The sequence below is a fragment of the Streptacidiphilus pinicola genome, from assembly GCF_003258295.1.
Lineage (GTDB): Bacteria > Actinomycetota > Actinomycetes > Streptomycetales > Streptomycetaceae > Streptacidiphilus > Streptacidiphilus pinicola.
Genome location: NZ_QKYN01000016.1, coordinates 1 through 26,436 on the forward strand (window position 1 = coordinate 1; position 26,436 = coordinate 26,436).

A 26,436-nucleotide genomic window follows, 5' to 3' on the forward strand; every position below is an offset into this window, starting at 1 on the left:
GGCCGGGGGCGTGCGCGGGGGCGTGCGACGGGCGTCCGGGCGGGTGATCAGGACGTCGCCGTCGGCGGTCTCCGCGGCCGGGGCGTACCCCATGGTGCGCAGCTGGCCCAGCACCGTCGCCGGATCGGCCTGCGCCGCCAGCACGGTGGGGGCGAGGCGGCGCAGCCGCAGCTGCGCGGCGCGGCGGTCGGCGAGCAACTCGTCCAGCAGGGCGTCGTCGTCGCAGCGCAGGTAGGCCGAGGCCGCGCCGACGCGCAGCCGCCCGTGGCGGCGGGCCACGTCGTCGACGAGGTAGGTGAGCGGCTGCGGCACCGGCGTGCTCGAGTGCTCGGCGAGGAAGGCGTGCAGCTCGGACGCGCTGCGGCCCGCGTCGAGCGCGCGGCGTACGGAGTCGGGGGTGAACCGGTAGACGGTCGCGCCGCCCTTGGACTCCACGTCCGCGGCGACCGCGAGGGTCTGCGCCAGCGGGGTGCGCAGCGGTCCGGGGGCGATCGCGGTGAGGTCGGGCTGCAGGATGACCTGGTCCAGCGGCTCCGGCAGCAGCGGCGTGAGCCGCGCCAGCGCTGACTCCTCGTCATCGTCAAGCAGCGGCACGGCGAAGCGGGCCGGTGCGCCCCGGCCGGTCAGGCCGAGGTCCTCGGCCTCCGCCACGGTCCAGGCGACCAGTTGGTCGCGCAGCTCGCCGCCGCGCAGCGGGAGCTGCCAGGCGATCCGGGCGGTCACCGCGGAGGGGTCACCGGCAGTGCCGGGCGGCAGCGCCGCGAGCAGGCCGAGCACGTCCCGGCGCAGCTCCGGGGCGAGGGCCCGGTCCAGGCCGCTGCCGAGCGGGGCCAGCACCTTGTCCTTGGTGTCCCGGCTGCCGACCAGGGCCGCGACCCGGGTGGCGGCGAGCCAGGTGCGGGCCAGCAGCACCCAGCGCTCCGCGACGGGCCGCCTCAGCCACTCGTCGTAGGCGGGGGTGGGCGCCCAGCGCTCCTCCACCTCGCCGTCCGGGGCCACCAGGCCGGCGCCGTAGGCGAGTTCGACCCAGAAGGCGGTGGCCGGCTCCGGCAGGTCCAGGGCCTGCGCCGTGCGGCGCAGCTCGCGGACGCCGAGGCCTCCGGCTCGCAGGACGGCAGGTGACTCGGTGCTCCACAGGTCCACCGCCTCCTCGACGGTCCGGACCGCCGTGAAGGCCTGCGCGGCGGCCGCGTGGTCGGCCTGGTCCGGTGGCACACTCCGGGCCGCCGTCACCTGCGGTGCCACCGGCTCGATCTGACGGTGGGCCAGGCCGCCGCGCAGGTGCAGCGCGACCTCGCGCGGCAGTACGACCGCGTCCCGGCCCGCGGGCAGCAGCAGCCCGCAGGCCTGCAGCCACTCGACGGGCGTGTGGGCGTCCGCCGCCCGGACCGCGCGCGGCGGGGACGCGCCGAACGGCGGTCCCCAGGTCAGCTTGGACAGCACGCCGCGCGCGCCCTCCGGAGCCTGTGCGAGCAGCGCGTCCGCGCGCTTGCGGTCCGCGAACAGGGCGCTGAGCGCGGCCAGCGCGCTCACCTGATCGTGGGTGCTGGGCAGGCCCACGTCCGCCAGGATCTCCTGCAGCCGGGCGGGGGAGAGCCCGGCGCCGGCCTCCGCGTAGCCGGGGCCGAGTCCGGTCGGCCCGGTCTGCCCGCCGCTCGGCGCGATCACGTCGCGCACGGTGCGGACCAGCCGTAGCCGTTCCGGTTCGCCCCAGGCCAGCGCGGCGTCGCGCAGCGCCGCCACGGCGGGTCCGAACGCGGCCTCGACGTCCGGGTCCTGGTCCGCGCCCAGCAGTGCGCGCAGCTCCTGCGGGGTGCACGGGTCCGCGGCCACGGCCAGGGCTTCCGCGACCTGCAGGGTGAACTTGTCCAGCCGCTCCAGCGCACGGATGACGCTGGCCCGCGTGGCGCTGCGGGTCGCCAGCTGGGTCAGGTCGGCCGGCACCGGGTGCACCAGATCGGGCCGCGCGCGCAGCAGCGCGGCGAGCGCGGCGTCGTCCCGCCCGCGCAGGTCCTCGGCGAGGGTGCGGGGCAGCGTCCGGACGCCGTCGTACGACTCCTCGGTTCTCCCGGTGCTCATCCGACTCAGGTTACTTGCTGCGCTCCGGCGCGGCTCCCGTCGCGGGCGGACGGCCCAGCGGTGGCGCGGGCGTCGGCGCAGACGCGGTAGGGAGGCGGAAAGGCGGCGGGGAGTACCGGTCGGCTTCTCCGGGTAAGGCCGTGACGTCCGCACGACGCACCCTAAGCTGACGCCGGCGGTGGTTGTGGGGAGGGCGGAAAGCGCGATGGGCATCGAGAGCGAACAGCTGGTCTACGACTACCTGAGCCGGGTCGGCGACCTCGCCGGCCAGGCGCCGGGCCTCACCGCGGCGGATCGTGCCCGCCTGGTGAACGAGCTGAGGCAGTCCATCGACTCCCAGCGGGCCTCGTCCTCGTCCTCCTCGGTCCGCGCCGAGGTGGGCTCCGTCCGCAAGATCCTCGCCGGGCTCGGCACCCCGGAGCAGGTGGTCCGCCGCGCCGCCGGGGGCGGGTCGTCGGTCGCCTCCGGCCCGGCGGTCCCGGCGACTGCGAGCCCGTCCCCGTCGTACGGTTCCGCCCCCGCCGGGGCGAGCATGCGGCCGTCCATCCCGTCGCAGGCGGGCGCGCCGACGCTCGAGGGCCGGGCGGAGTTCGTCCGCGCGGACGCGGGCAGTGTCCCGGCGACGGGCGCGCAGTGGTGGACCTTCGAGTCCGGCGGCGCCGGCTTCCCCGGCGCGGGCGTCCGGATGGTGCAGCCGCCCGGCTGGTCCGGCTCCTTCGAGGGCGACTTCATGCACCCCGAGGCCACGGCGACCGTCGATCCGATCACCGGCCTGCCGACCGCGCAGCCGGGTGCGGCGCAGGCGCCGGGCGCGGCGGGCGCGGTGGACGCCGATGCGCTGGGTGAGGCGGAGCCGGCGGGGACGGCCGGCCTGCTGCGCCGCCTGCTCGGCGGCGGTGCGGGCGGGGGTGTCTCCGTCTCCCGCCCGTCGATCCCGTTCGTCGAGGCGCTGGCCACGCTCGTGCTGGCCGCCGCCGCGGTGACGGGCTTCTGGTACGTGGCCGTCCTCGGCTGGCTCTTCGCTTACGCCGGCCGCAGGTTCGGGCACCGCGCGGGGCGCTTCGCCGCGCTGTGGATCCCCGGCCTGATGGCCGCGGCCTGCGGCTTCTGGCTCTACAGCCGCACCGGCCACACGCCGGGCCACCCGGGCTTGACGGGCAGCCAGCTGTCGGCGGCGACCCACAACGCCTTCTCCTTCTGGCTCCGCGCCTCGGCCGGCCTCTCGGCCGCGTTCCTCGCCTTCCGGATAACCCGTCGCTGAGTCGGCGCCTCGCCCGGCCCCCGTGCCTGACGGCACGGGCCCCGGCCTCGGGCGTTCGGCGCCGTGTCCTAGGCGCCGTCGCGTACCGCCGTGGTGAACCGCAGGTTGGTCTCGCTGCGGAGGATGCCGTCCGGGTCGCGGAGCTCGTTCAGGGCGGTCAGGGCCGCGGTCTTCGCGGCGTCGCGGCGGTCGGCGGGGATCTTCTCCAGCCACGCGCGGCGGCCGGTGGACCATTGGGCGCGCCACCAGTCCTCGCCGCTCTCGACCACGTGGACGGTGGCCTCCTCCACCGTCCGCACCTCGGTGTAGCCGCAGGTGTGGAAGAGGTCCGCGATCGACTCGACGGTGTCGAACGCCGCGTGTCCGCCGCGCGCACCCTGTCGGGGCGAGGACGCGGGCAGCGGGTCGTCGAGGAAGGCGAGCGCGGCGTCGAGGGGACGCGTCCAGCGGGGGTCGGAGAGCCGGCCCCAGCTGGACATCGCGAAGCGGCCGCCGGGGACGAGGATGTGGTGGGCGGCCCGCAGGACGGCCGCCGGGTCGGGGGTGATGAACATCATCAGTCCAGCCAGCACCGCCTCGAAGGAGCCGACGGGGAAGCCGGGGTCCTCCGCGTCGCCGACCCGGGCTGTGACGTTGCGCAGGCCGTGCGCCGCGATGTCGGCGGCTGTCGCGTGGGCCATGCCGGGGGAGAGGTCGAGGCCCGCGACGTAGCCGTCGGGGCCGACGGCGTTGGCCGCGGCGAACAGCACGGCGCCGCGGCCGCAGCCGAGGTCGAGGACGCGGTCGCCGGTGCGCAGACCGGCGAGTTCGACCAGGCGCGCGGCGCTCGCCCGGAAGAACGCGCCGTCCACCGTGCCGTAGGTGTCCGCGACCAGGTCGAAGCCCTCGGCGATGAAGGCCTTGCGTGCAGCCGCCGCGCGCTCACGCTCGCGCCCAGACCGGTGGTCCCGCTGCTCCTGCGTTGTTGTCGTCGGCATGGTGCCATGGTGTTCCCGAGTGACGAGCATCACAAGACTCTTGGCACGTATCGGCCGCTACCCACCCAAGTAGCGCCGAAGTTGAGCCAGGATCAGGTCGGCTCCGAAGTAGCCGATGCCCTGGTACCAGAGCTGGTCGTCCACGGCGTAGGCGCGCCCGGCCTTGACCGCCGACAGGTCCTTCCACGCCTGGCTGTTCAGCACCTCGTCGGTGTGGGCCCTGGCCGGGTCGCCGTAGGTGGCGTAGAAGATCGTGGTGCCGTCGGCCTCACCGAGCTTGTCCGTGGAGGAGATGACGACCTCGGCCGTCTGGGCGTTCTGCGCGGACGGCCGCCCCAACTGCACGTCGGCGAGGAGCACCCCGAGGAAGCTGCGGGTCGCGACGAGGCGCGGCTCCTGGTCCTGGACGAAGCGCACCAGGCTGATCTGCTGCTTGCGCGTCGCCCCGGTCCCGCCCAGCGCGGCGGTGACCTCGCGGACGTGGTCCTGGTAGGCGGAGGTGATCGCGTCCGCGAAGGTCTGCGCGTTCAGGGCCTGCGTGTGCAGCTGGAAGTCCTGCTTCCAGGACGCGCCCGTGGACTCGGTGAGGACGGTCGGGGCGATCGCCGCGAGCTGGTGGTAGCGCGAGCCGTCGACGGCACGGCTGGAGAGGATCAGGTCGGGCTGCAGTTGCAGGATCTCGCCGAGGTCCGGCCCGCCGACGGCGCCGACCTCGGCGACGGGGGAGAGCCAGCCGCTCGGGAAGTAGTCCGGCAGGCCGCCGTCGAGCGCCGCGCGGGCGGCGCCGACGGGGGTGGCGCCGAGAGTGAGCGCGGAGTCCAGCTCCGCTGTGCCCAGCACGACGACCCGGCTGGGCGACGGCGGCACCTGCACCGACCCGGTCGCGGCCTGGACGGTCCGCAAGGGTGTCGGCGAGGCCGAGGCGGAAGCCGCGCCCGACCCCGAGGACGAGGCGCCCGCGGCCACCACTCCGGGGCCGGCGAGCGCCCCTCCGGTGCCGGCCCCTGGGCCGGTGGCCGCGCCGGAGTCGGGCGGCAGGTGGTCGACGCCCTTGCAGGCGTTCAGGGCGACGGAGGCCCCCAGCGCGCCGAGCGCGCCGAGCAGGGCCCTGCGCGAGTAGGCGCCCGGCATCCGGCCTCCCGTGGCTGTCTCCGTGGGTTTTCGGCTCTTTGTCCGGATAGATCCCGATCTGCTTCAGCTCGCAGTATCACCCACGAGCGGCCCGATTAGGGTGAAGGCCATGACGCCGTTGACGCCGCTCCCCCCGCTGGTCCCTCCGCTGGCCGTCGGATTCGACCTCGACATGACGTTGATCGACTCCCGCCCCGGAATCGCCCGCGCCTACGGGATCCTGGCCGAGGAGACCGGCACGGAGATCGACACGGACCTCGTCGTCTCCCGGCTCGGGCCGCCGGTGGAGATCGAGATGGCCAACTGGTTCCCGCCCGAGGACGTCCAGCTCATGTCGGACCGGTACCGCAAGCTCTACGCCGAGTACGGCGTCGCCGGGGTCACCCCACTGCCCGGCGCGCGCGAGGCGCTCGCGGCGGTCCACGCCGCCGGCGGGCGGACGGTCGTGGTGACCGGCAAGTTTACGCCCAACGCCCGGCTCAACCTGGAAGCGCTGGACATGCGTGTCGACGCCCTGCACGGCGACGTCTTCGCCGCGGGCAAGGCGGAGGCGCTGCGGGCCGAGGGCGTGCGCGTCTACGTCGGCGACCACCTGGGCGACGTCGAGGGCGCGCGGGAGGCGGACGCCTTCCCGGTGGCCGTCACGACCGGCCCCTACGACGCGGAGAGCCTGCGCGCGGCCGGCGCCGGGGTGGTCCTGACGGACCTCACCGCGTTCCCGGCCTGGCTGACGGGCTACTTGGCGGCGCCCTGCTGAGCCGACGCGGCGCGTCGCTGCCCGCGCGCGGAGCGGAACAGGCCCACGAGCGCGACGGCGAAGCCGAGCGGCATCACCATGCAGACGAAGTACGCGGGCGTGGGCAGCCGGTGCAGGCCGAGGAAGAGCGGCAGCACCGTCGCGATCGTGGCCACCGCGCCGACGGCGAAGAGGATCGCCCCGATGCGGACCAGCCCGTCGCCCGGCGCGGCCGGGTCGTCTGCCCGAGAGGTGGAGTCAGCGTTCACCCCTCCACGCTAGCCGGTCCGCGCAGGTGCGCGGTGCGCGCGGGGTTAGCCGACCACCGCGGACGGGTATGCACGTCACGCACGGGGACCGTGCGTGCGCGCAGCGGGACCGCTGCGGCGTGACCAGGCTGTTCTGAGGAGGTGCGCCATGTCCCCGATCAGGACGACACGTCGGTCGGCCGTGGCGCTGGTGCCTCCGGCGGAGCAATCGGGTCGATCATTTCGGCGCCGACCTGGAACAATGGCCCGGCGCTAGCTCGCCTGCGGCGCGCAGCGGTCACCACCGGTAGCCGGTGGGGTGCCGCACCCCCGTACGACACACTCCGACTCAACTACCGACGAGGTCTCCCCATGCCTACGGGCAAAGTGAAGTGGTTCAACTCTGAGAAGGGCTTCGGCTTCCTCTCGCGCGACGACGGCGGCGACGTGTTCGTGCACTCCAAGGCGCTGCCGGTCGGAGTGGAGTCGCTCAAGCCCGGCCAGCGGGTGGAGTTCGGCGTGGTCGCCGGCCATCGGGGAGACCAGGCACTGACCGTGACCCTTCTGGACGAGGCCCCGTCCCTCGCGGCGGCCTCCCGCAAGAAGCCGGATGAGCTCGCCGCGATGGTCCAGGACCTCACCACGGTCCTGGAGCAGATCATCCCCGGCCTCCAGAAGGGCCGCTACCCGGACAAGCCGGTCGGCAAGCGCATCGCCACTCTGTTGCACCACGTCGCGGACCAACTCGACGTGTGACCTCAGGGGCGCGGGGAACTGGTTGCGGGAGCACAGAGCCTCGCGCCCCTACCGGCTCACGCAGGGAACGCCAGCAGGTCGTCCGAGACCGGTGGGGTCAGACCCGCTGCCGCCGCGCGGGTGAGGAGGGCGCGGATCGCGGCGTAGCCGGCTTCGCCCAGGTCTTCGGTGAACTCGTTGACGTAGAGGGCGATGTGCCGGTCCGCCACCGAGGGGTCCATCTCCTGGGCGTGGGACATCACGTAGTCGCGCGAGAGCGCGGGCTCCGCCCACGCCGCGCGGACGCTGGCACGGATGGTGTCCGTCAGGGCTGCGAGTCGCTCCGCGCCGAGCGCGCGGCGCGCGATGATCGCGCCGAGCGGGATCGGCAGGCCGGTGGCGGACTCCCAGGCCTCGCCCATGTCGGCGAGGCAGCGCAGGCCGTAGTTCTGGTAGGTGAACCGCGCCTCGTGGATGACCAGGCCCGCGTCGACCTTGCCGTCGCGGACCGCCGGCATGATCTCGTGGAACGGCATCACCACGATGTCGCCGAGGCCGCCGGGGACGGCCTCCGCCGCCCAGAGGCGGAACAGCAGGTAGGCGGTGGAGCGCTCGCTGGGGACGGCGACCGTGCGGCCGCGCAGCGCGGCGGGCTCGGGGGAGGCGTCGGGGCCGACGAGGACCAGCGGGCCGCAGCCGCGGCCCAGCGCGCCGCCGGTGGGGAGCAGGGCGTACTCGTCGAGGACCCACGGCAGCTGCGCGTAGGAGATCTTGAGGATGTCGAGCTCGCCGCGCTCGGCCTGGCCGTTGGTGACGTCGATGTCGGCGAAGGTGACCTCGGGCGGCACCGCCCCCGCGACCAGGCCGCTGGCCCAGGCGTGGAAGACGAAGGTGTCGTTCGGGCAGGGGGAGAAGGCGATGCTGAGTGCGCGGGAGGAAGAAGTCACCCGACCAGTGTCGCGTACCCGATGTGCTCGTGGGCGCGGGCCAGGGCGGCGAGCGCGTCACCGATGCGCCAGGCGGCGCGGTCGCGTGGGCCGACCGCGTTGGAGACGGTGCGCAGCTCCAGCACGGGGAGGCCGTGCGCGGCGGCCGCCTCGGCGACGCCGAAGCCTTCCATGGCCTCGGCCACCGCGCCGGGGTGACGCCGCAGCAGCTCCGCGGCGCGCTCCGCGCTGCCGGTGACGGTGGAGACCGTGAGCACCGGGCCGACGGCGGTCGGGACGCCGGCGGCGCGCAGCCGGCGGGCGGCCGGGTCGACGTGGGCGCAGGCGTGTCGGATCCGGCCGAAGCCCAGTTCGGTGACGTCGGCGAAGCCGTCCGGCGTCTCCGCGCCGAGGTCGGCGGCGACGATCGTCTCGGCGACGACGGCGGAGCCGATCGGCGCGACGGGCGCGAAGCCGCCCGCGATGCCGGAGGAGACCACGAGCCCGTACGGTGCCAGCGCGAGCGCCGTCGCGGTGGCGGCCGCGGCCGCGGCCGGGCCGACGCCACCGACCAGCACGTCCACCGGACCGACGGCGGTCAGGGCGTAGCCGCCGGGCAGCGTGCGGGCGACCTCACAAGCGTGCGGCAGGGCCGCGGACACACCACGCAGCACCGCCGCCGCTTCGGCAGCGACGGCGGTGACGACGAGAACGCGGGACGAGGTCAGCTGGCGACCTTGAGCTGCAGCAGCCACTCGCCGTAGATGGTCTTGCCGTCCTTGTCCGTCTCCTGGATCAGCATCGGACCGGAGTCGGAGGTGGTGGTCTGGCCGGTCTGCGGGTCCTGAGTCGTCAGCACCTGAGCGATCGGCAGCTGACCGGCGTAGGCGTTGGTCTGGTGCTGGACCAGGACGCCGCCGGCGGTGCGGGCCACCCAGCCGTTCTTAGTGACGGGCTGGTCGACGTTGATGCCGAAGTTGCCGTTCAGGCCGGGCACGATCGCGGTCGGGATCTTCTTCGGGTCGCTCAGGGCCGCCTTGATGGCGGCGCCGCACTTGGTCTGGTCGGCCACGCTCAGGGCGTTGCCGCCCTTGTAGCAGTTGTCGAGCGGGGCGATCTGCGTCCAGTGGGAGCCGGCGACCACGGACACCCGGGCGACCGAGGGCGCGTAGTGGGCTGCGATCGGCAGCGTGATACCGAGCGTCGCGGCGCCCACGACGGCGACGGCTCCAAGGGCGGCGACTCCGCGGTTGAGACTCATGGTGCTGAGGCTACCGTCCCGCGTCGATCACGCCACGTCGGGGGCTGCCGTTGCGTGCCGGGGTCGCAGGGTGATCCTGGTCCGGACGGTCCACACCAGGGCCACCAGCATCATCCCCGTGGCCGTGGCCATGCCGACCTCGCCGACCAGCGGCAGCACGATGCCGAGACCGCCGCCGATCACCCAGGTGAGCTGCACCACCGTCTCCGAACGGGCGAATGCCGAGGTCCGGACGGCTTCCGGCACGTCGCGCTGGATCAGCGCGTCCAGGCCGACCTTGCCCATGCACTGGGCGAAGCCCGCGACGAAGGCGAGCAGCACCACCGTGAACGCGCCGTAGAAGAGCGCGGCCGCGAGCGAGGCGGCGAACGCCAGTACGACCATCAACGTGACGAGCGTCTCAGGGCCCTTGGTGCGCAGCCAGGCCCCGACCACCGTGCCCAGGGTGTTGCCGATGCCGAGCGCGGCGGCGACCAGGCCCAACGAGGCCGTCGCCGGCAGTCCGGCGAGCGGATGCTCGCGCACCAGGAAGGCCAGGAAGAAGGTCAGGAAGCCGAACAGCACGCGCAGCGCGCTCTCGGCTCCCAGCGCCAGCACGACGCCCGGCCCGACCGAGCGCAGGCCGACCTTGGTGCCGTCCGCGGGGGTGGCCTCCGCGTGCAGGACCGCGCGTTCCTCGCCCTTGGCCACGTCCACCGTGTGCGGCAGCGCGAAGGCGAGCCCCGCGCCCACGATGTAGATCAGGAACGCGCCGCGCAGTGGCCAGTCCGGTCCGATCAGGTGCAGCAGCCCGCCGATCCCGGCCGCCACGCCGGTCGACAGCAGGCCCGCGAGCGAGACGCGGGAGTTCGCCTTCACCAGCGGCAGTTGCGGGGGTTTCAGCCGGGGCACGACGACGCTGCGGACGACCCCGTACGCCTTCGACGAGACCAGCACACCCAGCGCCAGCGGGTAGATCTGCAGCCCGGCGCCGGCGATCGAGCCCGCCATCATCCAGGCCAGCGCGGCCCGGGCCAGCAGGCTGCCGGCCATCGCGGCCCGGCGTCCGCTGGGGATCTTGTCCAGCATCGGCCCGATGATCGGCGCCAGCAGGATGAAGGGCGCCATGGTGATCAGCAGGTAGAGCGCGACGCGCCCGCGCGCCTCGTGCGTCGGCACCGAGAAGAAGATCGTGGACGCCAGGGCCACCGTGATCATCATGTCGCCGGCCGAGTTCACCGCGTGCAGCTCGATCAGCTTGGCCAGGCCCGACTCGCCCGCCCCCTCGGCGGAGGTGGCCCGCCGGATCCGGCGCCCGGTCGCGTTCGCGACCTTGCCGGTGCGCACCGCGGCAGCGGAGGTGAACCGGTGCACGGCGGACGCCGCGCGCCGGGTCCTGCCCACACCAGCCTCGGCCATATCTCCCATGGTGCACGACGGGAAAGAGATCGTTGGGTACTTGGCACGGTAGTTTCGGCGGGTTCCGCGTCCGCGCGGGACAGGCGGGAGGCCGGTCGGCAAGAATGGGAGTCCGACCGTTACCGCGCGCAGTTCGCCGCGTCGGCGGTGGCGCGGATGATGTGGTTATGGCCGCGAGGATGGTTGGGAGAGAATCAGTCCGTGATGAGTGCTGCGACGACGACGCGAAGCCGTACCCCTGACCGCCTGTGCGCCGAGGCCGTGGAGTTCGCCCTGCACGCGGCAGTCGAGGCCGTCGGCGAGTCCGCGGTCGGCGAGCACCTCGGCATCGACGTGGAGGGCGACCGGGTCGTCACCCACTACTTCGCCACGACCGAGAAGGCCTACCGGGGCTGGCGCTGGGCCGTCACGGTGACCCGCGCCGCGCGCGCCAAGCAGGTCACCCTCGACGAGACGGTGCTGCTGCCCGGTCAGGAGGCGCTGATCGCGCCGGAGTGGGTGCCGTGGAGCGAGCGGCTGCGCCCCGGCGACCTCGGCCCCGGCGACCTGCTGCCCACCGAGGCCGACGACCTGCGCCTGGAGCCGGGCTACTCCGGCGACGACGAGCCCGCGCCGAACTCCGCGCTGGCGGAGGACCGTCTCTCCGGCATCGCCGGCGAGGACGTCGCGATCGAGCCGAGCGGCGAGGCTGTCGCCGTCGCGCCGGAGAACGAGCGGGCGCAGATCGCGTCCGTCGCGGACGAGCTCGGCATGGGCCGTGCCCGGGTCCTGAGCAGACTCGGCCTCAACCTGGCCGCGGACCGCTGGGAGAAGGAGTTCGGCGCGCACTCGCCGATGGCACAGGCGGCTCCGGCGCCGTGCGTCTCCTGCGGCTTCATGGTTCCGCTGGGCGGCTCGCTGAGCCAGGCCTTCGGCGTCTGCTCGAACGAGTTCAGCCCCGCGGACGGCCGGCTCGTCTCGCTGGCCTACGGCTGCGGCGCGCACTCCGAGGCGGCGGTCATGCCCGCCCCGACGGTCCCGGCCGCGCCGGTCCTCGACGAGTTCAGCCTCGAACCGCTCCCGCTCCACCCGGACCGCACCGGCGGCTCCGTCGAGGAGAGCACGCCTGCCGAGGAGCTGGGTCACAGCTGACCTCAGGGGCGCGGCGAACTGCGCGAGCAACCCCCCGAGGCGGATGGCCCTGTCCGCTCGGGAACTCGAGGCCGTGGGTGGCTTGTCGCGCAGTTCCTCGCGCCCCTGGATGGTGCAACTAAACGGTGATCGCCTCCAGCTTGGACCGTAGGTAGTCCGAGGAGTCCACCGCCGGGTAGGCGATCGGGCCGGCCACCGGGGAGACGGTGGTGTGGGGGTCGCACTCGTAGAAGAAGACCAGCGACATCAGGTCCTCCTCCGGGGCGTCGGGGGACGGCGGGAGGACGCGGTGGCGGCCGGACCGCCAGCGGTCGCCGGTCCAGCGGGCCATCAGGTCGCCGATGTTGACGGTGAGGGCGTCCGGGACGAAAGGCGCGTCGACCCAGCCCTCGCCGGGGATGTCGACCTGGAGGCCGCCGAGGCCGGGCTCGCGGTCCAGCAGGGTGACGGTGCCGAAATCCGTGTGGGGGCCGATACGGAACTGGCCGGGTTCCGGGGCGCCGACCACGGAGACGCCGGGGTACCAGTTGATGTTCAGCGTGTAGGTGGGGTGCCCGGTGTGGGCCGTGAAGAACGACACGCCCTGGCCGAGCGCCGCGCCCAGCAGCCGCAGGATCTCGTCCGACAGGGTCCGCATCCGGGCCAGGTAGGACTCGACGGCCGGCTGCAGCGTGGGGGCCTCCGCCGAGGGCCAGCGGTTGGGGCGGAACCAGAAGGCGTCGATCTCGGAGTCGCCGCTCGGGGTCTCCGCGCCGACCGTCCAGGACTCCTTCAGGTCCGGCGGCGTGACCGTGCCCTCCGCGTAGGCGTTGGCCTCCGCGCCCTTGGCCAGCCAGCCGCGACCTCCGACGCGGACGGAGTAACGCCGCTTCGCGGCGAGAGGCAGGGCGAAGAACTCCCGCGCCGCCGCGCGGACCGCGGCGCGCTCCGCCGAGGTGACGCCGTGACCGGTGACCAGCAGGAAGCCCGCCTCCTGCAGCGCGGCGTCGACCGCCGCCGCCGTCGCGGCCCGCTCGGCAGCCGTGCCCGTGAGCCAGGGGCCGAGGTCGATGGTGGGGATCATGCGCCGATGTCCTCGTTCCACAGGTCGGGGTGCTCGCGGATGAACTCCGACATCATCCGTACGCACGCGGGGTCGTCCAGCAGCACGATCCGCACGCCGTGCTCGGCGAGCCAGTCGTGGCCGCCGTGGAAGGTGGCGGCCTCGCCGACGACGACCCGGCCGATGCCGAACTGCCGCACCAGGCCCGAGCAGTACCAGCAGGGGGAGAGCGTCGTCACCATCGTGGTGCGGCCGTAGCCACGCAGGCGGCCCGCCGCGCGGAACGCGGCGGTCTCGGCGTGCATGGAGGGGTCGCCGTCCTGGACGCGCCGGTTGTGGCCGGAGCCCAGCAGTTCGCCGTCGGGACCGAAGAGCGCGGCGCCGATGGGGATGCCGCCCTCGGCGAGGCCGCGCTGGGCCTCGCCGACGGCGACGGAGAGCATCGAGGGGTAGTCGAGGGAGGGCATGTGCTTACGATGCCTCGGCGAGCCCGGTCCGAACCGGCCCCAATGCGGGAACCGCCCGGAGCGCCGCGTAGACCAGACCCGCGATCAGGAACCCGGCCAGGAAGGCGATGTCGCCGATCTGCGGGAGGTGACGGGCGACCAGTCCGGTGTACTCCGTCTGGTTCGAGAAGAGCCACACGCCCAGCCCCGTGCCGACGGCCATGGCGACCGGTCCGGCCCAGTTGCTGAACCGGGGGTCCGCCAGATCCGCCCCGACCGCCGCGTCGTCCTGCCCGCGCCGGTACCACCGGTCCAGGAAGACGACCGCCAGCCACGGGCCGATCCAGTAGGTGATGACGAGCAGGAAGTCGGTGTACTTCGCGCCCGAGTCGTGCAGGCCCGACCAGGCCACCGCGGTGCCGGCGACGCCGAAGACCAGGGCGACGGTGGCCCGCCGTACCGCCGCCGGAAGCCGGATGCCCATCGCGACGAAGGACAGCGCGCCGGAGTAGATGTTCAGCGCGTTCGCGGCGACGCCGCCCACCGCGATCGCCAGCAGCGTGAGGTCCCCGAGCCAGCCGGGCAGCGGGTGGACGAAGGCGGCGGTCGGGGTCAGTCCGGACGGCACGGTGATGGTCACCGAGGCCGCGCCGACGACCTCCAGCAGCACGCAGGACCAGAACACGCCGACGGCGGGCCACAGGCCGACCTGCCATCGCGGCGTCGACGCGGGCAGGTAGCGGGTGTAGTCGGAGCCGTAGGGCGTCCAGCCGGCGGCGTAGCCGAAGGCGGCGCCGGCCGTGAGCAGGAAGGCGCCGGGGAAGGCGTGCGCGCCGTTCGCCGTGGCCAGGTGTGCCTTGGAGAGGATGACGGCCGAGGCGACCAGGAAGACCACCGTCAACGCGGGGAAGGTGTATCTCTCCGCCGTGTGGATGAAGTTGTGGCCGAGGAAGGCGATGGCGATCTGCAGCACGGCGACCAGGAACAGGCAGAGCAGCACCGGCCAGCCCGTCAGCGTGCTGAGCGCGTACGCGGCGCTGACGCTGTTGACGGCGAACCAGCCGATCCCGGCGGTCAGGGCGTTCAGCCCGGCGGGCAGGGCGTTGCCGCGGAACCCGAAGGCGGTGCGGCCGGCGACCATCTGCGGCACGCCGAAGCGGGGGCCGGCCAGGCCGAGGAAGCCGTGTGCGACGGAGCCCAGCGCGGTGCCGAGGACGATGGCCAGGGCGGCCGACCAGAAGTCCAGGCCGAAGACGCCGACGCCGAGCACGCCGACGAAGACGGTGGCGAACTCCATGTTGGGGGAGGTCCAGGTCCACAGCAGGCCCAGTGGGCGGCCGTGGCGTGCGGAGGCGGGAACGGGCTCGGCGCCGGTGGGTTCGACGGCGAGGACGTGGTCGCCGTAGGCGGTGATCCGGTCGGTGGTCATGCCCGGCAGTGTCGGGGCGCCGCGAACGCCTGTAAATGCACGAAACAAAGCATTTACGCCCGCCCCCGCAATCAGTGATCGCGGACCCGTGACGGATACTGAGCGCTATGGCTTACGACGATCTACGGTCCTTCCTCCGAGCGCTGGAGCGCGAGGGCGACCTCAAGCGGATCACGGTGGAGGTGGACCCGTACCTGGAGGTCGGGGAGATCGTCGACCGGGTCCAGAAGGCCAAGGGGCCGGCCCTGCTGTTCGAGAACGTCAAGGGCTCGGCGATGCCGCTGGCCATGAACGTCTTCGGGACCGAGCGCCGGCTCGCCAAGTCGCTGGGCCTGAAGTCCGCCGACGAGATCGGCGAGAAGATCGCCGGGCTGCTGAAGCCCGAGCTGCCGCACGGGTTCACCGGTGTGCGCGAGGCCTTCGGCAAGCTGGCCGGGATGACGCACGTGCCGCCCAAGAAGGTGAAGCCGGGGGAGGCCAAGGTCCAGGAGGTCGTGCTCACCGGCGACGACGTCGACCTGATGCGGCTGCCGGCGCTGTTCACCTGGCCGCAGGACGGCGGGTCGTTCTTCAACCTGGGCCTGACCCACACCAAGGACCCGGACACCGGCATCCGCAACCTCGGGCTGTACCGGCTGCAGCGGCACGACAAGCGCACCATCGGCATGCACTGGCAGATCCACAAGGACAGCCGCAACCACGCCGCGGTCGCCGCCAAGCGCGGCGAGAAGCTGCCCGTCGCCATCGCCTTCGGCTGCCCGCCGGCCGTCACCTACGCCGCCACCGCGCCGCTGCCGGGCGACATCGACGAGTACCTGTTCGCGGGCTTCGTCGGCGGCGAGCGGGTGAGGATGGTCGACTGCAAGACCGTCCCGCTCCAGGTCCCGGCCGACGCCGAGGTGGTGCTGGAGGGCTGGCTGGACCCGGGCGTGATGCTGCCCGAGGGCCCGTTCGGCGACCACACCGGCTTCTACACGCCGCAGGAGCCGTTCCCGGCGCTGACCATCGACTGCGTGACGATGCGCCGCCGCCCGATCCTGCAGTCCATCGTGGTCGGCCGCCCGCCGACGGAGGACGGTCCGCTGGGCAAGTTCACCGAGCGGTTCTTCCTGCCGCTGCTGAAGGTGATCGTCCCGGACATCGTCGACTACGACCTGCCCGAGGCCGGCGGCTTCCACAACTGCGTGATCGTCTCGATCGACAAGAAGTACCCCAAGCACGCGCAGAAGGTCATGCACGCGATCTGGGGCGCGCACATGATGTCGCTGACCAAGCTGATCGTCGTGGTGGACTCGGACTGCGACGTCCACGACTACCACGAGGTGGCCTGGCGGGCGCTCGGCAACGTGGACTACAGCCGCGACCTGTCGGTGGTGGAGGGGCCGGTCGACCATCTCGACCACGCGTCCTACCAGCAGTTCTGGGGCGGCAAGGCGGGTATCGACGCGACCCGCAAGCTCCCCGAGGAGGGGTACACCCGCGACGGCGGCTGGCCCGAGATGGTCCTGTCGGACCCGGCCACCGCCTCGCTCGTCGACCAGCGTTGGAAGGAGTACGGGCTCTCATGACGACGGCTGTCGCCACCCCGGAGATCGGCAGGACGAAGGCGTTTCTGCGGCTGGTGATGATCGAGCACTCGGTCTTCGCGCTGCCCTTCGCCTACATCGCCGCACTGACGGCGATGTTCCTGCAGGACGGGCACGTGCACTGGGTCCAGTTGCTGCTGGTCACCCTGTGCATGGTCGGCCTGCGGACGTTCGCCATGGCCGCGAACCGGATCATCGACCGCGAGATCGACGCGCGGAACCCGCGCACCGCCGGACGCGAGCTGGTCACCGGCGCGGTGTCGCTGCGCACCGCGTACACCGGCTCGGCGGTCGCGCTGGTCGTCTTCCTCACCGCGGCCGCGCTGCTCAACCCGCTCTGCCTGGCGCTGGCGCCGATCGCGGTCATCCCGATGGTCGTCTATCCCTACGGCAAGCGGTTCACCGACTTCCCGCACGCGATCCTGGGCCTCGCGCAGGCCATGGGCCCGGTCGGGGCGTGGCTCGCCGTCACCGGCACCTGGTCCTGGGAGGCCTGCGTGCTGGGTCTGGCCGTCGGCGTCTGGATCGGCGGCTTCGACCTGATCTTCGGCTGCCAGGACGTGATGGCCGACCGCGCCGACGGCGTCCGCTCCGTCCCGGCCCGCTTCGGCGTCGCCAACGCCCTGTACGGCGCCCGGGCCGCGCACGTGGTCACCCTGCTGCTGCTCGGCTGGTACGCGTATCTGACGGTGGCCGGCTGGGCGTTCTGGATGGGTCTCGCGGTGGTGACCGTGGCCTTCGTCTACGAGCACTCCATCGTCCGTCCGGGTGATCTGAGCCGGCTCAACCGCGCCTTCTTCCAGGTGAACGGATTCGTCGGCATCTCGCTGTTCTGCTTCGCCCTGCTGGACCTGGTGCTGCGCGGACTCACCCCCTGACGGAATATCAGAGGCCCTCTCGTTGCTCACCATCCCCACAGGGACGAGCAAGGGGAGGGCCTCTTCGTATGAGCGAGATCGGCACCACAGCGGTCATCGGCACCGGCAACATCGGCGGCACCCTCGGCCGTGCCTTCGCCAGAGCCGGGCACGCCGTCGTCTTCGGCTCCCGCAACCCGGCCGCCTCCGAGGCGGCGGGCGACACCGGGGCGAAGGTCGCGACCCCGGAGGAGGCCGTCGCCGCCGCCGACACGGTCCTGCTGGCCATTCCGGCCGACGACGTCCAGGCCTTCCTGCGTACGCACGCCGACGCGCTCGCGGGCAAGCTCGTCCTCGACGCCACCAACCGCTTTCCGCTGCCGGTCCTGCACAGCGCCGACCTGGTGCGCGCCATGGTGCCGACCGCCCGATACGCCCGCGCCTTCAACAGCCAGGCCTGGGAGACCTTCGCCGACCCGCGCTGGGACGGCGAGCCGGGCCACCTCTTCTACACCGTCTTCGACGCCGCCGACGCCCCCACCGTCGAGGCCCTGATCAGCGCTGTCGGTCTGGTCCCCGCCTTCGCCGGCCTGGGCCGTCCGGATCTGCTGGACGCGGCGCTCTTCCTGATGGTCCCGGCCTACGAGACCCACGGCCGCCGCACCGGCCTCCGGCTCGTGCACGACTGACCCGTTAGGGTCGATGCGTGAAGCGTGAACCGTGGGTCGTCGGTGTGACGGGGGCGTCCGGGACGCCGTATGCGGCGGCGGTGATCCGGGGACTGCTCGGGGCGGGCGAGGCCGTGGACGTGGTGGTCAGCCGCGCGGCCCGGCTGACCCTGATCGACGAGACCGGGATCTCCTTCCGCGACGCGCACTGGCGCGAGGACCTGCGGGAGTGGCTGGAGCGGCCGCTGGACCGCGGCAAGCCCCAGCGGTTCGAGCTGGACGCCGTACGCTACTGGACGGCAGGCGACTTCGCCGCCGGGCCGTCCAGCGGCTCGTACCCCGCCAAGGGGATGATCGTGGTCCCGTGCAGCGCGGCCGCCGTCGCCGGGATCGCGATCGGCCTGAGCAAGGACCTGCTGCAGCGGGCGGCGAGCGTCACTCTCAAGGAGCGCCGCCCGCTGGTGCTCTGTGTGCGGGAGACCCCGCTCAGCGGGGTGACGCTGCGTCAACTGGCCGACCTGGACCAGCAGGGCGCGGTGGTCATCCCCGCCTCCCCGGGCTTCTACGCGGGCTCGGCCAGCGTGCAGCAGCTCGTGGATTTCGTGGCCGGACGTGTGCTCGACGCGGTGGGGGTCGACCACGGTCTCTACCTGCGCTGGGCGGGTGAACTGGGCGGCGGCGCCACCTCGACGTGATGGAGGTCACCTCGTCGGAGTATCTTCTTTGCGAACCGGGGGCTGTGTCGGCTCGGAGATTTGGAATCCGGATACTGTCGGCAGGTTCCCCAACGATTGGAAGGCCAGGTTTTCGACCATGGACGCGGTGGACAGGCAGCTCATCCAGGCGCTGCGCGAGAACGGGCGCGCCTCCTACGCCGAGCTGGGCCGGCTGGTCGGCCTGTCGGGCCCCAGCGTCACCGACCGGATCAACCGCCTCGAACAGGCGGGCGTGATCACCGGTTACCGCGCGACGGTGAACCCGGCCTCGCTCGGGCTCGGCGTCACCGCCCTGATCGGTCTCCAGCTGACCGACGCGGCGGACCACGAGGACGTCGCGCACCGGCTGCGCGACCTGCCCGACATCGAGGACTGCTGGTTCATCGCGGGCGACGACTCCTACATGCTCAAGGCCCGCGTCCCCGACGTGGACGGGCTGGAGTCGATCGTCAAGCGCCTCTCCGGCACCAAGGGCGTCGCCCGCACCCGTACGACGGTCGTCCTCTCCACCAAGTGGGAGAACCGGGCGGTCGAGCTTCCCGAGACCGAGTTCACGGACCCGACGCGAAAGGCGTGACGCCCGCATGGCCCTGGTGACGCTGGACGAACTGCGCGAGGCACAACGACGGATCGCCGGGGTCGCGGTGCGCACACCCCTGCTGCCCTGCCCCTGGGCCGACCGCCCAGAAGGTGTGCTGCGAAGCAGCTCGAACAAGGGGGGTGGTGGGCGAGGGGCCGGCCGGTCACTGCACCTGAAGCCGGAGAACCTGCAGCCGACCGGCGCGTTCAAGCTCCGCGGCGCGTACAACCGCCTGGCCGCGCTGACGCCGGAGGAGCGGGCGCGCGGCGTCGTCGCCCAGTCCAGCGGCAACCACGCCCAGGCGGTCGCCTACGCCGCCCGTGAGCTCGGCATCAAGGCCGTCATCGTCATGCCGGACACCTCACCCGCCGTGAAGGTGGAGAACACCCGCTCCTACGGGGCCGAGGTGATCCTCGTCGACATGACCCAACGGGACGACCTGCCCGCAGAGCTGGTGGAGCGGCACGGCTACGTCTGGGTGCCGCCCTACGACGACCCGTACATCATCGCGGGCCAGGGCACGACCGGCCTGGAGATCTCCGACGACGCGGCCGCCCTCGACCTCGACCTGCAGACCGTCCTGGTCCCGGTCAGCGGCGGCGGTCTGATCAGCGGCGTCGCGACGGCGCTCAAGCTCACCATGCCGGGCGTGCGGGTCATCGGAGTGGAGCCCGCACTGGCCGGCGACGCCGCCGAGAGCTTCCGGGCCGGCGAGCGGCGCGCCTGGGCCCACGCCGACACCTACCGGACCATTGCGGACGGCCTGCGCACCACCTCGCTGGGGGAGCTGCCCTGGGAGCACGTGCAAGCCTACGTGGACGACATCATCACGGTCTCGGAGGAGGAGATCGCCGAGTCGGTGGCCGTGCTGGCCCGCCGCGGCCGCCTCGTCGCCGAGCCCTCGGGCGCGGTCGCCACCGCGGCCTACCTCTTCCACGCCGAGGAACTCCCCGGCAGCCGATTCGCCGCGATCGTCAGCGGCGGCAATCTGGAGCCGAGCCTGCTGGCGAGGCTGCTCGCCCAGTAGGGGCGGTGCACGGTGAGCACCGGGCGGGGGCGTAGGCTCGTGCGGATTGTTCAGGTCGCTGATGGAGGCGGGACTCGGATGGACGCAGGGCTGAAGCGCGAGCTGGAGGCGAAGGTCTACGCCGGGGAGCGGCTCACCCGTGAGGACGGGATCGCCCTCTACGAGACCGACGACCTGGCGTGGCTCGGCGGGCTCGCCCACCACGTGCGGACGCAGAAGAACGGCGACGTCGTCCACTTCAACGTCAACCGTCACCTGAACATGACCAACGTCTGCACCGCCTCCTGCGCGTACTGCTCGTTCCAGCGCAAGCCGGGCGAGAAGGACGCGTACACGATGCGCATCGAGGAGGCGGTCAAGCTCGCCAAGGCGATGGAGACCGACCAGCTCACCGAGCTGCACATCGTCAACGGCCTGCACCCGACGCTGCCCTGGCGGTACTACCCGCGCTCGCTGCGGGCCCTGAAGGAGGCGCTGCCCACCGTCGGGCTCAAGGCCTTCACCGCCACCGAGATCCACCACTTCGAGAAGATCTCCGGCCTGTCCGCCGACGAGATCCTCGACGAGCTGATCGATGCCGGTCTGGAGTCACTGACCGGCGGCGGCGCCGAGATCTTCGACTGGGAGGTCCGCCAGCACATCGTCGACCACGACACCCACTGGGAGGACTGGTCGCGGATCCACCGCCTGGCGCACTCCAAGGGCCTCAAGACGCCCGCCACGATGCTCTACGGACACATCGAGGAGCCGCGGCACCGCGTGGACCACGTGCTGCGGCTGCGTGAGCTGCAGGACGAGACCGGCGGCTTCCAGGTCTTCATCCCGCTGCGCTACCAGCACGACTTCCACGACTCGCGCGACGGCAAGATCCGCAACACGCTGCAGGCGCGCACCACGATGGCGACCGGCGCGGACATGATCCGCACCTTCGCCGTCTCCCGGCTGCTCTTCGACAACGTCCCGCACGTCAAGGTCTTCTGGGTGATGCACGGCCTGGCCGGCGCCCAGCTGATGCTCAACCACGGCGCGGACGACATGGACGGCTCGGTCGTCGAGTACAAGATCACCCATGACGCCGACGGCTTCGGCACGCCCAACAAGCTGACCCGCGACGACCTGCTCGACCTGATCCGTGACGCGGGCTTCCGCCCGGTCGAGCGGAACACCCGCTACGAGATCATCAACGAGTACCCCGGCCCGGACGCCGACCGCCGGGAGACCCCGCAGCCGATGCGGTTCTGACGGGGTCTCGGGGGGACGACCGCGACGGCGTCGGCATGGGGCGCGACCTGCGCTGACGCCGGTGCCGTCAGGTTTTCCACAGCCCTGTGAAGATCGCCTCCGGCGGCGTGCTTCACTTGTTGGGTATTGCCATCCCCGTAGGGAAAGAGAATCCGCGTCGTGAGCACCAAGTCGCACGCCACCCTCCGCTACAGCGCGATGCGGGCCAGCATCTTCCTCGCCTGCTTCCTGATCGCCCTGGTGCTCGCCCGGGTCGGCGTGCTGCCGGTCACGGCCGGCGCGTCCGGGGTCTTCCTGCTGCTGATCATCGCCGGTGTCGTCTCCGCGCCGATCAGCTTCGTCGTGCTGAGCCGCCAGCGGGACGCCATGTCGGAGCAGATCACCGGCGGGCTGGCGCGCCGCAAGGCGGGCAAGCAGACCATGGGCTCCCGCATCGCCGCGCAGAACGCCGCCGAGGACGCCCTCGACGACGCCGTGCGCGCCCAGCAGCAGTAGGACCCGCCGAGGCGCCGCGGGTGAACCGCCGTCCGACCGGGCGCGACGTCGCCGAGCGCGCCGGGGTCTCCCAGGCCACCGTCTCGCTGGTCTTCTCCGGCTCGGCCGCCGCGTCGCACCGCGTCTCCGGGGCCACCCGGGAGCGGGTGCTGGCCGCCGCCGCCGAGCTCGGCTACGCGCCGCAGGCCGCCGGACGCCAACTGCGGCTCGGTCGCACCGGGATGCTGCTGCTCGCCGTCCCGAACATCCTCGGCCCCTTCTTCGCCCGCGTGCTGGCGGGTGCGCAGACCGAGGCCGCCGGGCCCGCCGGGGACGGTGGCCTGTCCGTGGTCGTCTCCTCCGCCTGGGACCACGCCGCCCTGGCCCGCGCCGCGCGCGGCGGCCAGTACGACGGCCTGCTGGTCTGCTCCCCGGACGACCGCCAGCTCGGCGGCGACCTGCCCGACGACGTCCCCGTGGTCTACCTCGACGCCGACCCCTCGCTGAGTGCCGGGCATCCGCGCCGCCGCACCCAGCAGCTCGACGTGGGCGCCGGCATGGCCGCGGCCGTCGGGCACCTGCGTGAGCTCGGTCATCAGCGGCTGGGGCATCTGCGGTCCGTCGAGTCCGCGCACACCTTCCGGGCCCGCCAGGCGGGCTTCGAGGCCGCCGCTGCGGGCGCGGAGGTGGTCGAGGTCGGCGTCTCCGTCAACGGCGGCCTGGACGCCGCCCGTGAGGCCGCACGGACTCTCCTCGGCCCCGCCACGGGCCGTCCCCGGGCCGTCGTCTGCGACGACGACGTGGTGGCCGCCGGCGTCTACCACGTCGCGGCCGAGCTGGGCCTGCGGATCCCGGAGGACCTCTCGGTCGTCGGCATCGACAACATCGTGGCCGCGCCGCTCTTCGCGCCCGCTCTCACCACGGTCGACCTGCCCGGCGAGCGCCTGGGCGCGGCCGGCGTCCGGCTGCTGGCCGGTCTCGGCGCGGGCGCGGACGAGGCGGTTCCCGAACCCGAGCCGCTGCCGACCTACCTCGTGGTGCGCGGATCCACCGGGCGCTGACCTCCGTCGGACGGGGGATAGGCTGAACGTGTGGATCCCAAGACCAGAATGCGCATCGTCACCGGTGCATTGGTGCTGCTCCTGATCGTCGTCGTGATCGGTGCCGCCCTGCACTAGCCGCGTCCTGTTACGCGTGTGGGTGATAACCGTTTGGATCTCTCCTGTTGCCGAGAGTGACGAGCGGGGCGAGGTTGAGCGAGTCCGACCAACCCTTTCTGAGTTAGGGAAGTCACGCTCATGCGTTTCAGTCGCGTCCACTCCGTGATCGCCGGAACCACGCTCGCCGCAGTCCTGGCGGGCAGCTCCCTCTGGGCGACCGCGGAGGCCGCACCCCAGTCCGTCGGCACCACGACCCAGTACGTGGTCCAGCACCATCGTCTCCCCGCGGCCGACCCGTCCACCGCGCTCGGCCTGCTCGGCAAGCTCGGCGCCGTGCAGGACACCATCGCCTCGCTCACCGCGATGGCCAGTGCCAAGCCGGCGCCCAGCGCCGCCGACATCCAGGCGGCCGCCGCCAAGGTCACCTCGGCCATCACCGACCTCAAGAACGCGGCCCCGACGTCGCCGCTGCCGGTCGACGGCAAGCACGCCCGCGGCCTTGTGCCGAACCCGCTGGGCGACGCGCTGACCAAGCTCCAGGGCGACGTCACGGCACTGGTGTCGGCGCTGACCACGGTGCCGCCCGATCTCTCCAAGGTGACGGCGGCCCTGACGGCCATCGTCACCGACCTGCTGGCCGTGGTCACCCAGACCGTCGCGAGCCTGGGCCTCAGCCTGCCGGTGCCGATCCCCGTCGCGCACCACTGACGCGCTGAGCGCAGACATGCCGAAGGGGCGGGCCTCGCGGCCCGCCCCTTCGGCATGTCCGTCCTGCGGGGCGCTGCAGCCCGCGGGTCCTACAGCTTGTCGATCACGTAGTCGACGCAGGCCGTCAGCGCCTCGACGTCGGCCGGGTCGATGGCCGGGAACATCGCGATGCGCAGCTGGTTGCGGCCCAGCTTGCGGTAGGGCTCGGTGTCCACGATGCCGTTGGCACGCAGTGCCTTGGCGACCGCGGCGGCGTCGATCGCGTCGTCGAAGTCGATCGTGCCGATGACCTGCGAGCGCTCGGCCGGGTTGGTGACGAACGGGGTCGCGTAGGACGACTTCTCGGCCCAGTTGTACAGGCGCGAGGAGGCGTCCGCGGTGCGGCCGGTGGTGAACGCCAGGCCGCCGTTGTCGTTCATCCAGTCCAGCTGGTCCGCGAGCAAAAACAGCGTGGAGATCGACGGGGTGTTGTACGTCTGGTCCTTCGACGAGTTGTCGATGGCCGTCGGCAGGTCGAAGAACGGCGGGATGTAGCGGCCGGACGCGGCGACGCGCGCGGCGCGCTCCAGCGCGGCGGGGGAGAACACCGCGATCCACAGGCCGCCCTCGGAGGCGAAGGACTTCTGCGGCGCGAAGTAGTAGACGTCCGACTCGGTGATGTCCACCGGCAGACCGCCGGCCCCGGAGGTCGCGTCCACCAGCACGAGGGCGCCCTCGTCGGCGCCCGCGACGCGGCGGATCGGCATGGCCACACCGGTCGAGGTCTCGTTGTGCGTGAGCGCGTACACGTCCACGCCGGCCTCGGCCTGCGGCAGCGGGTGCGTGCCGGGCTCGGACTTGATCACGGTCGGCTCGGCCAGCCACGGGGCGGCCTTGACGCTTCCCGCGAACTTGGAGGAGAACTCGCCGAAGTTGAGGTGCTGGGACTTGTTCTCGACCAGCCCGAAGGCGGCGATGTCCCAGAAGGCGGTGGAGCCGCCGTTGCCGAGGACGACCTGGTAGCCCTCCGGCAGCGAGAAGAGGCTGCTGATGCCCTCCCGCACCCGCTTGACCAGGTTCTTCACCGGGGCCTGGCGGTGGGAGGTACCGAGCAGAGAGTTCCCGGCCGCGGCAAGCGCGCCGAGCGCCTCCGGCCGCACCTTGGACGGACCTGCGCCGAAACGGCCGTCAGCGGGCCTGATGTCAGCGGGGATCTGGATATCAGCCACGACCGAAGCGTATCGGCTCTGACATGCGTCGAAGCGACAGGTCCGTTGGCTGAGACTCCCCCGGCCTCCGGCCGGGCGCACTTCAGGGGCGCGAGGAACTGCGCGACAAGCCACCCGAAGAGGTGACTGGTTGCTCGGACAGTTCCCCGCGCCCCTGACGGGGTCAGTGCGAGATGGACTGGTAGCCCTCGATCGTGGTGACGCTGCGGGTGCCCGGGCCGATGTAGCGGGCGGACGGGCGCACGAGGCGCCCGGTGCGCTTCTGCTCCAGGATGTGCGCCGACCAGCCCGCCGTGCGGGCGCAGGTGAACATCGAGGTGAACATGTGCGCCGGGACCTCGGCGAAGTCCAGGACGATGGCTGCCCAGAACTCGACGTTGGTGGCCAGCACGCGGTCGGGGCGGCGTGCGTGCAGCTCCTCCAGCGCGGCCTTCTCCAGTGCCGCGGCGACCTCGAAGCGAGGAGCGTCCAGCTCCTGCGCCGTCCGCCGCAGGACCCGCGCCCGCGGGTCCTCCGCTCGGTAGACGCGGTGGCCGAAGCCCATCAGGCGCTCGCCCTTGTCGAGGGCGTTCTTGACGTAGGCGACCGCGTCGCCCGTGCGCTCGATCTCCTCGATCATGCCCAGCACGCGGGACGGCGCACCGCCGTGCAGCGGGCCGGACATCGCGCCGACGGCGCCCGACAGGGCCGCGGCCACGTCCGCGCCGGTGGAGGCGATGACGCGGGCGGTGAACGTGGAGGCGTTCATGCCGTGCTCGGCCGCGGAGGTCCAGTACGCGTCGACGGCCTTGACGTGCTTCGGGTCCGGCTCGCCGCGCCAGCGGATCATGAAGCGCTCGACGATGGTCTCGGCCTTGTCGATCTCGCTCTGCGGGACCATCGGCAGGCCCTGGCCGCGGGCCGACTGGGCCACGTAGGAGAGGGCCATCACCGCGGCGCGGGCGAGGTCGTCACGGGCCTGCTCGGCGCTGATGTCGAGCAGCGGACGCAGACCCCACACCGGGGCGAGCATCGCCAGCGCGGACTGGACGTCGACGCGGATGTCGCCGGAGTGGACCGGGATCGGGAACGGCTCGGCCGGGGGCAGGCCCGGGTTGAACTTGCCGTCGACGAGCAGGCCCCAGGTGTTGCCGAAGGAGACGTGGCCGACCAGTTCCTCGATGTCGACTCCGCGGTACCGGAGGGAGCCGCCCTCCTTGTCGGGTTCGGCGATCTCCGTCTCGAACGCAACGACTCCTTCGAGTCCGGGTACGAAGTCGGACATCAGGCGGCTCCTCTGATCTGCTCGGACCGGTCGGTTCTGGCCGGTCGGATCGGCGGATGGCTTGGTGGTGTGGCCAAGTCGTCTCTTGATTTGTGGTCGCGCGGTTGCGCGGACGGCGGTGCGGTGCGCGTGGCACGCGGTGTCAG

Annotated in this window: 27 protein-coding genes; 14 read left to right on the forward strand and 13 right to left on the reverse strand. The window is 72.7% G+C overall.

Annotation, left to right across the window (positions count from 1 at the left end):
* On the reverse strand, nt 1–2,079 hold a 2,079-nt coding region (locus DN069_RS03745; RefSeq protein ID WP_111499360.1), incomplete at its 3' end, for a helicase-associated domain-containing protein.
* Between the two features lie 205 nt (nt 2,080–2,284).
* Here DN069_RS03745 and DN069_RS03750 point away from each other — a divergent pair.
* Nucleotides 2,285–3,340 carry a hypothetical protein gene (locus DN069_RS03750; protein WP_111499361.1) on the forward strand — a complete coding sequence of 352 codons (1,056 nt, stop codon included), beginning with the start codon at nt 2,285–2,287 and terminating at the stop codon, nt 3,338–3,340.
* A gap of 68 nt (nt 3,341–3,408) precedes the next feature.
* Here DN069_RS03750 and DN069_RS03755 read toward each other — a convergent pair whose 3' ends face one another.
* Together DN069_RS03755 and DN069_RS03760 are read right to left on the reverse strand one after the other, a co-directional pair.
* A complete protein-coding gene (locus DN069_RS03755) occupies nt 3,409–4,317 on the reverse strand; it encodes a class I SAM-dependent methyltransferase (RefSeq protein WP_165845356.1) in 909 nt (302 codons plus the stop codon).
* A 57-nt stretch (nt 4,318–4,374) separates the two neighbouring features.
* Nucleotides 4,375–5,448: an ABC transporter substrate-binding protein gene (locus DN069_RS03760; RefSeq protein WP_111499363.1), complete on the reverse strand. Its 1,074-nt coding sequence runs from the start codon at nt 5,446–5,448 to the stop codon at nt 4,375–4,377.
* A 109-nt stretch (nt 5,449–5,557) separates the two neighbouring features.
* On the opposite strand from DN069_RS03760, the gene DN069_RS03765 reads away from it, so the two are divergent.
* Entirely contained in the window at nt 5,558–6,205 is a 648-nt protein-coding gene (locus DN069_RS03765) for an HAD family hydrolase (RefSeq protein WP_111499364.1), read from the forward strand.
* On the opposite strand, the gene DN069_RS03770 is transcribed toward DN069_RS03765, so the two are convergent.
* Entirely contained in the window at nt 6,184–6,453 is a 270-nt protein-coding gene (locus tag DN069_RS03770; RefSeq protein ID WP_243638882.1) for a hypothetical protein, read from the reverse strand. The two genes, DN069_RS03765 and DN069_RS03770, sit on opposite strands and share 22 nt — an antisense overlap.
* A 351-nt stretch (nt 6,454–6,804) precedes the next feature.
* On the opposite strand from DN069_RS03770, the gene DN069_RS42310 reads away from it, so the two are divergent.
* Complete coding sequence (locus DN069_RS42310; protein ID WP_111499365.1) at nt 6,805–7,188, forward strand: cold-shock protein; 384 nt, start codon at nt 6,805–6,807, stop codon at nt 7,186–7,188.
* A 56-nt stretch (nt 7,189–7,244) separates the two neighbouring features.
* On the opposite strand, the gene DN069_RS03780 is transcribed toward DN069_RS42310, so the two are convergent.
* The 4 genes from DN069_RS03780 to DN069_RS03795 are packed head-to-tail and all read right to left on the reverse strand — an operon-like array spanning nt 7,245 to nt 10,761.
* Nucleotides 7,245–8,114, reverse strand: coding sequence for a 1,4-dihydroxy-6-naphtoate synthase (locus tag DN069_RS03780; protein ID WP_111499366.1), 870 nt, complete (start codon nt 8,112–8,114; stop codon nt 7,245–7,247).
* Nucleotides 8,111–8,848, reverse strand: coding sequence for a futalosine hydrolase (locus tag DN069_RS03785; protein ID WP_243638883.1), 738 nt, complete (start codon nt 8,846–8,848; stop codon nt 8,111–8,113). The genes DN069_RS03780 and DN069_RS03785 overlap by 4 nt, the downstream gene beginning before the upstream one ends.
* Nucleotides 8,818–9,354 carry a hypothetical protein gene (locus DN069_RS03790; protein ID WP_111499367.1) on the reverse strand — a complete coding sequence of 179 codons (537 nt, stop codon included), beginning with the start codon at nt 9,352–9,354 and terminating at the stop codon, nt 8,818–8,820. Before DN069_RS03790 ends, DN069_RS03785 begins: the two co-directional genes overlap by 31 nt.
* 27 nt (nt 9,355–9,381) lie before the next feature.
* The gene (locus DN069_RS03795; RefSeq protein ID WP_424556246.1) at nt 9,382–10,761 is read right to left on the reverse strand and encodes an MFS transporter; all 1,380 of its coding nucleotides are present in this window, start codon (nt 10,759–10,761) and stop codon (nt 9,382–9,384) included.
* 195 nt (nt 10,762–10,956) lie between these two features.
* Between DN069_RS03795 and DN069_RS03800 the strand changes: the two genes are divergently transcribed.
* Nucleotides 10,957–11,883, forward strand: coding sequence for a DUF3027 domain-containing protein (locus DN069_RS03800; protein WP_111499368.1), 927 nt, complete (start codon nt 10,957–10,959; stop codon nt 11,881–11,883).
* A gap of 118 nt (nt 11,884–12,001) precedes the next feature.
* On the opposite strand, the gene DN069_RS03805 is transcribed toward DN069_RS03800, so the two are convergent.
* Genes DN069_RS03805 through DN069_RS03815 form a run of 3 tightly spaced genes read right to left on the reverse strand, consistent with a single transcriptional unit; the run spans nt 12,002 to nt 14,800 of the window.
* A complete protein-coding gene (locus tag DN069_RS03805; protein WP_111499369.1) occupies nt 12,002–12,946 on the reverse strand; it encodes an isopenicillin N synthase family dioxygenase in 945 nt (314 codons plus the stop codon).
* Nucleotides 12,943–13,392, reverse strand: coding sequence for a nucleoside deaminase (locus tag DN069_RS03810; RefSeq protein WP_111499370.1), 450 nt, complete (start codon nt 13,390–13,392; stop codon nt 12,943–12,945). Before DN069_RS03810 ends, DN069_RS03805 begins: the two co-directional genes overlap by 4 nt.
* 4 nt (nt 13,393–13,396) lie before the next feature.
* The gene (locus tag DN069_RS03815; RefSeq protein ID WP_111499371.1) at nt 13,397–14,800 is read right to left on the reverse strand and encodes a purine-cytosine permease family protein; all 1,404 of its coding nucleotides are present in this window, start codon (nt 14,798–14,800) and stop codon (nt 13,397–13,399) included.
* A gap of 107 nt (nt 14,801–14,907) precedes the next feature.
* Here DN069_RS03815 and DN069_RS03820 point away from each other — a divergent pair, with 107 nt between their 5' ends.
* The 10 genes from DN069_RS03820 to DN069_RS03865 all read left to right on the forward strand — a co-directional run bounded on the left by DN069_RS03820 (nt 14,908) and on the right by DN069_RS03865 (nt 23,818).
* The gene (locus DN069_RS03820) at nt 14,908–16,368 is read left to right on the forward strand and encodes a menaquinone biosynthesis decarboxylase (RefSeq protein WP_111499372.1); all 1,461 of its coding nucleotides are present in this window, start codon (nt 14,908–14,910) and stop codon (nt 16,366–16,368) included.
* Nucleotides 16,365–17,264, forward strand: coding sequence for a menaquinone biosynthesis prenyltransferase MqnP (gene mqnP / locus DN069_RS03825; RefSeq protein WP_111499373.1), 900 nt, complete (start codon nt 16,365–16,367; stop codon nt 17,262–17,264). Before DN069_RS03820 ends, mqnP begins: the two co-directional genes overlap by 4 nt.
* A gap of 68 nt (nt 17,265–17,332) precedes the next feature.
* The gene (locus DN069_RS03830; RefSeq protein ID WP_111499374.1) at nt 17,333–17,932 is read left to right on the forward strand and encodes an NADPH-dependent F420 reductase; all 600 of its coding nucleotides are present in this window, start codon (nt 17,333–17,335) and stop codon (nt 17,930–17,932) included.
* Nucleotides 17,933–17,949: 17 nt separating this feature from the next.
* Nucleotides 17,950–18,606 carry a UbiX family flavin prenyltransferase gene (locus tag DN069_RS03835; protein ID WP_111499375.1) on the forward strand — a complete coding sequence of 219 codons (657 nt, stop codon included), beginning with the start codon at nt 17,950–17,952 and terminating at the stop codon, nt 18,604–18,606.
* 118 nt (nt 18,607–18,724) lie between these two features.
* The gene (locus tag DN069_RS03840) at nt 18,725–19,204 is read left to right on the forward strand and encodes an Lrp/AsnC family transcriptional regulator (protein ID WP_111499376.1); all 480 of its coding nucleotides are present in this window, start codon (nt 18,725–18,727) and stop codon (nt 19,202–19,204) included.
* A gap of 7 nt (nt 19,205–19,211) precedes the next feature.
* Complete coding sequence (locus DN069_RS03845) at nt 19,212–20,234, forward strand: threonine ammonia-lyase (protein WP_111499377.1); 1,023 nt, start codon at nt 19,212–19,214, stop codon at nt 20,232–20,234.
* 78 nt (nt 20,235–20,312) lie between these two features.
* On the forward strand, nt 20,313–21,476 hold the full coding sequence (gene mqnE, locus DN069_RS03850) for an aminofutalosine synthase MqnE (protein WP_111499378.1): 1,164 nt from the start codon (nt 20,313–20,315) through the stop codon (nt 21,474–21,476).
* A gap of 159 nt (nt 21,477–21,635) precedes the next feature.
* Nucleotides 21,636–21,971, forward strand: a complete 336-nt coding sequence (locus DN069_RS03855; protein ID WP_243638885.1) for a DUF4229 domain-containing protein — start codon at nt 21,636–21,638, stop codon at nt 21,969–21,971.
* Between the two features lie 20 nt (nt 21,972–21,991).
* On the forward strand, nt 21,992–23,011 hold the full coding sequence (locus DN069_RS03860) for a LacI family DNA-binding transcriptional regulator (protein ID WP_111499379.1): 1,020 nt from the start codon (nt 21,992–21,994) through the stop codon (nt 23,009–23,011).
* Between the two features lie 237 nt (nt 23,012–23,248).
* Nucleotides 23,249–23,818, forward strand: a complete 570-nt coding sequence (locus DN069_RS03865) for a hypothetical protein (RefSeq protein ID WP_111499380.1) — start codon at nt 23,249–23,251, stop codon at nt 23,816–23,818.
* Nucleotides 23,819–23,907: 89 nt separating this feature from the next.
* Here the strand turns inward: DN069_RS03865 and serC are convergent, their stop codons facing one another.
* Together serC and DN069_RS03875 are read right to left on the reverse strand one after the other, a co-directional pair.
* Entirely contained in the window at nt 23,908–25,026 is a 1,119-nt protein-coding gene (gene serC, locus DN069_RS03870) for a phosphoserine transaminase (RefSeq protein WP_111499381.1), read from the reverse strand.
* A gap of 163 nt (nt 25,027–25,189) precedes the next feature.
* A complete protein-coding gene (locus DN069_RS03875) occupies nt 25,190–26,290 on the reverse strand; it encodes a citrate synthase 2 (protein ID WP_111499382.1) in 1,101 nt (366 codons plus the stop codon).
* Nucleotides 26,291–26,436: the final 146 nt, after the last annotated feature.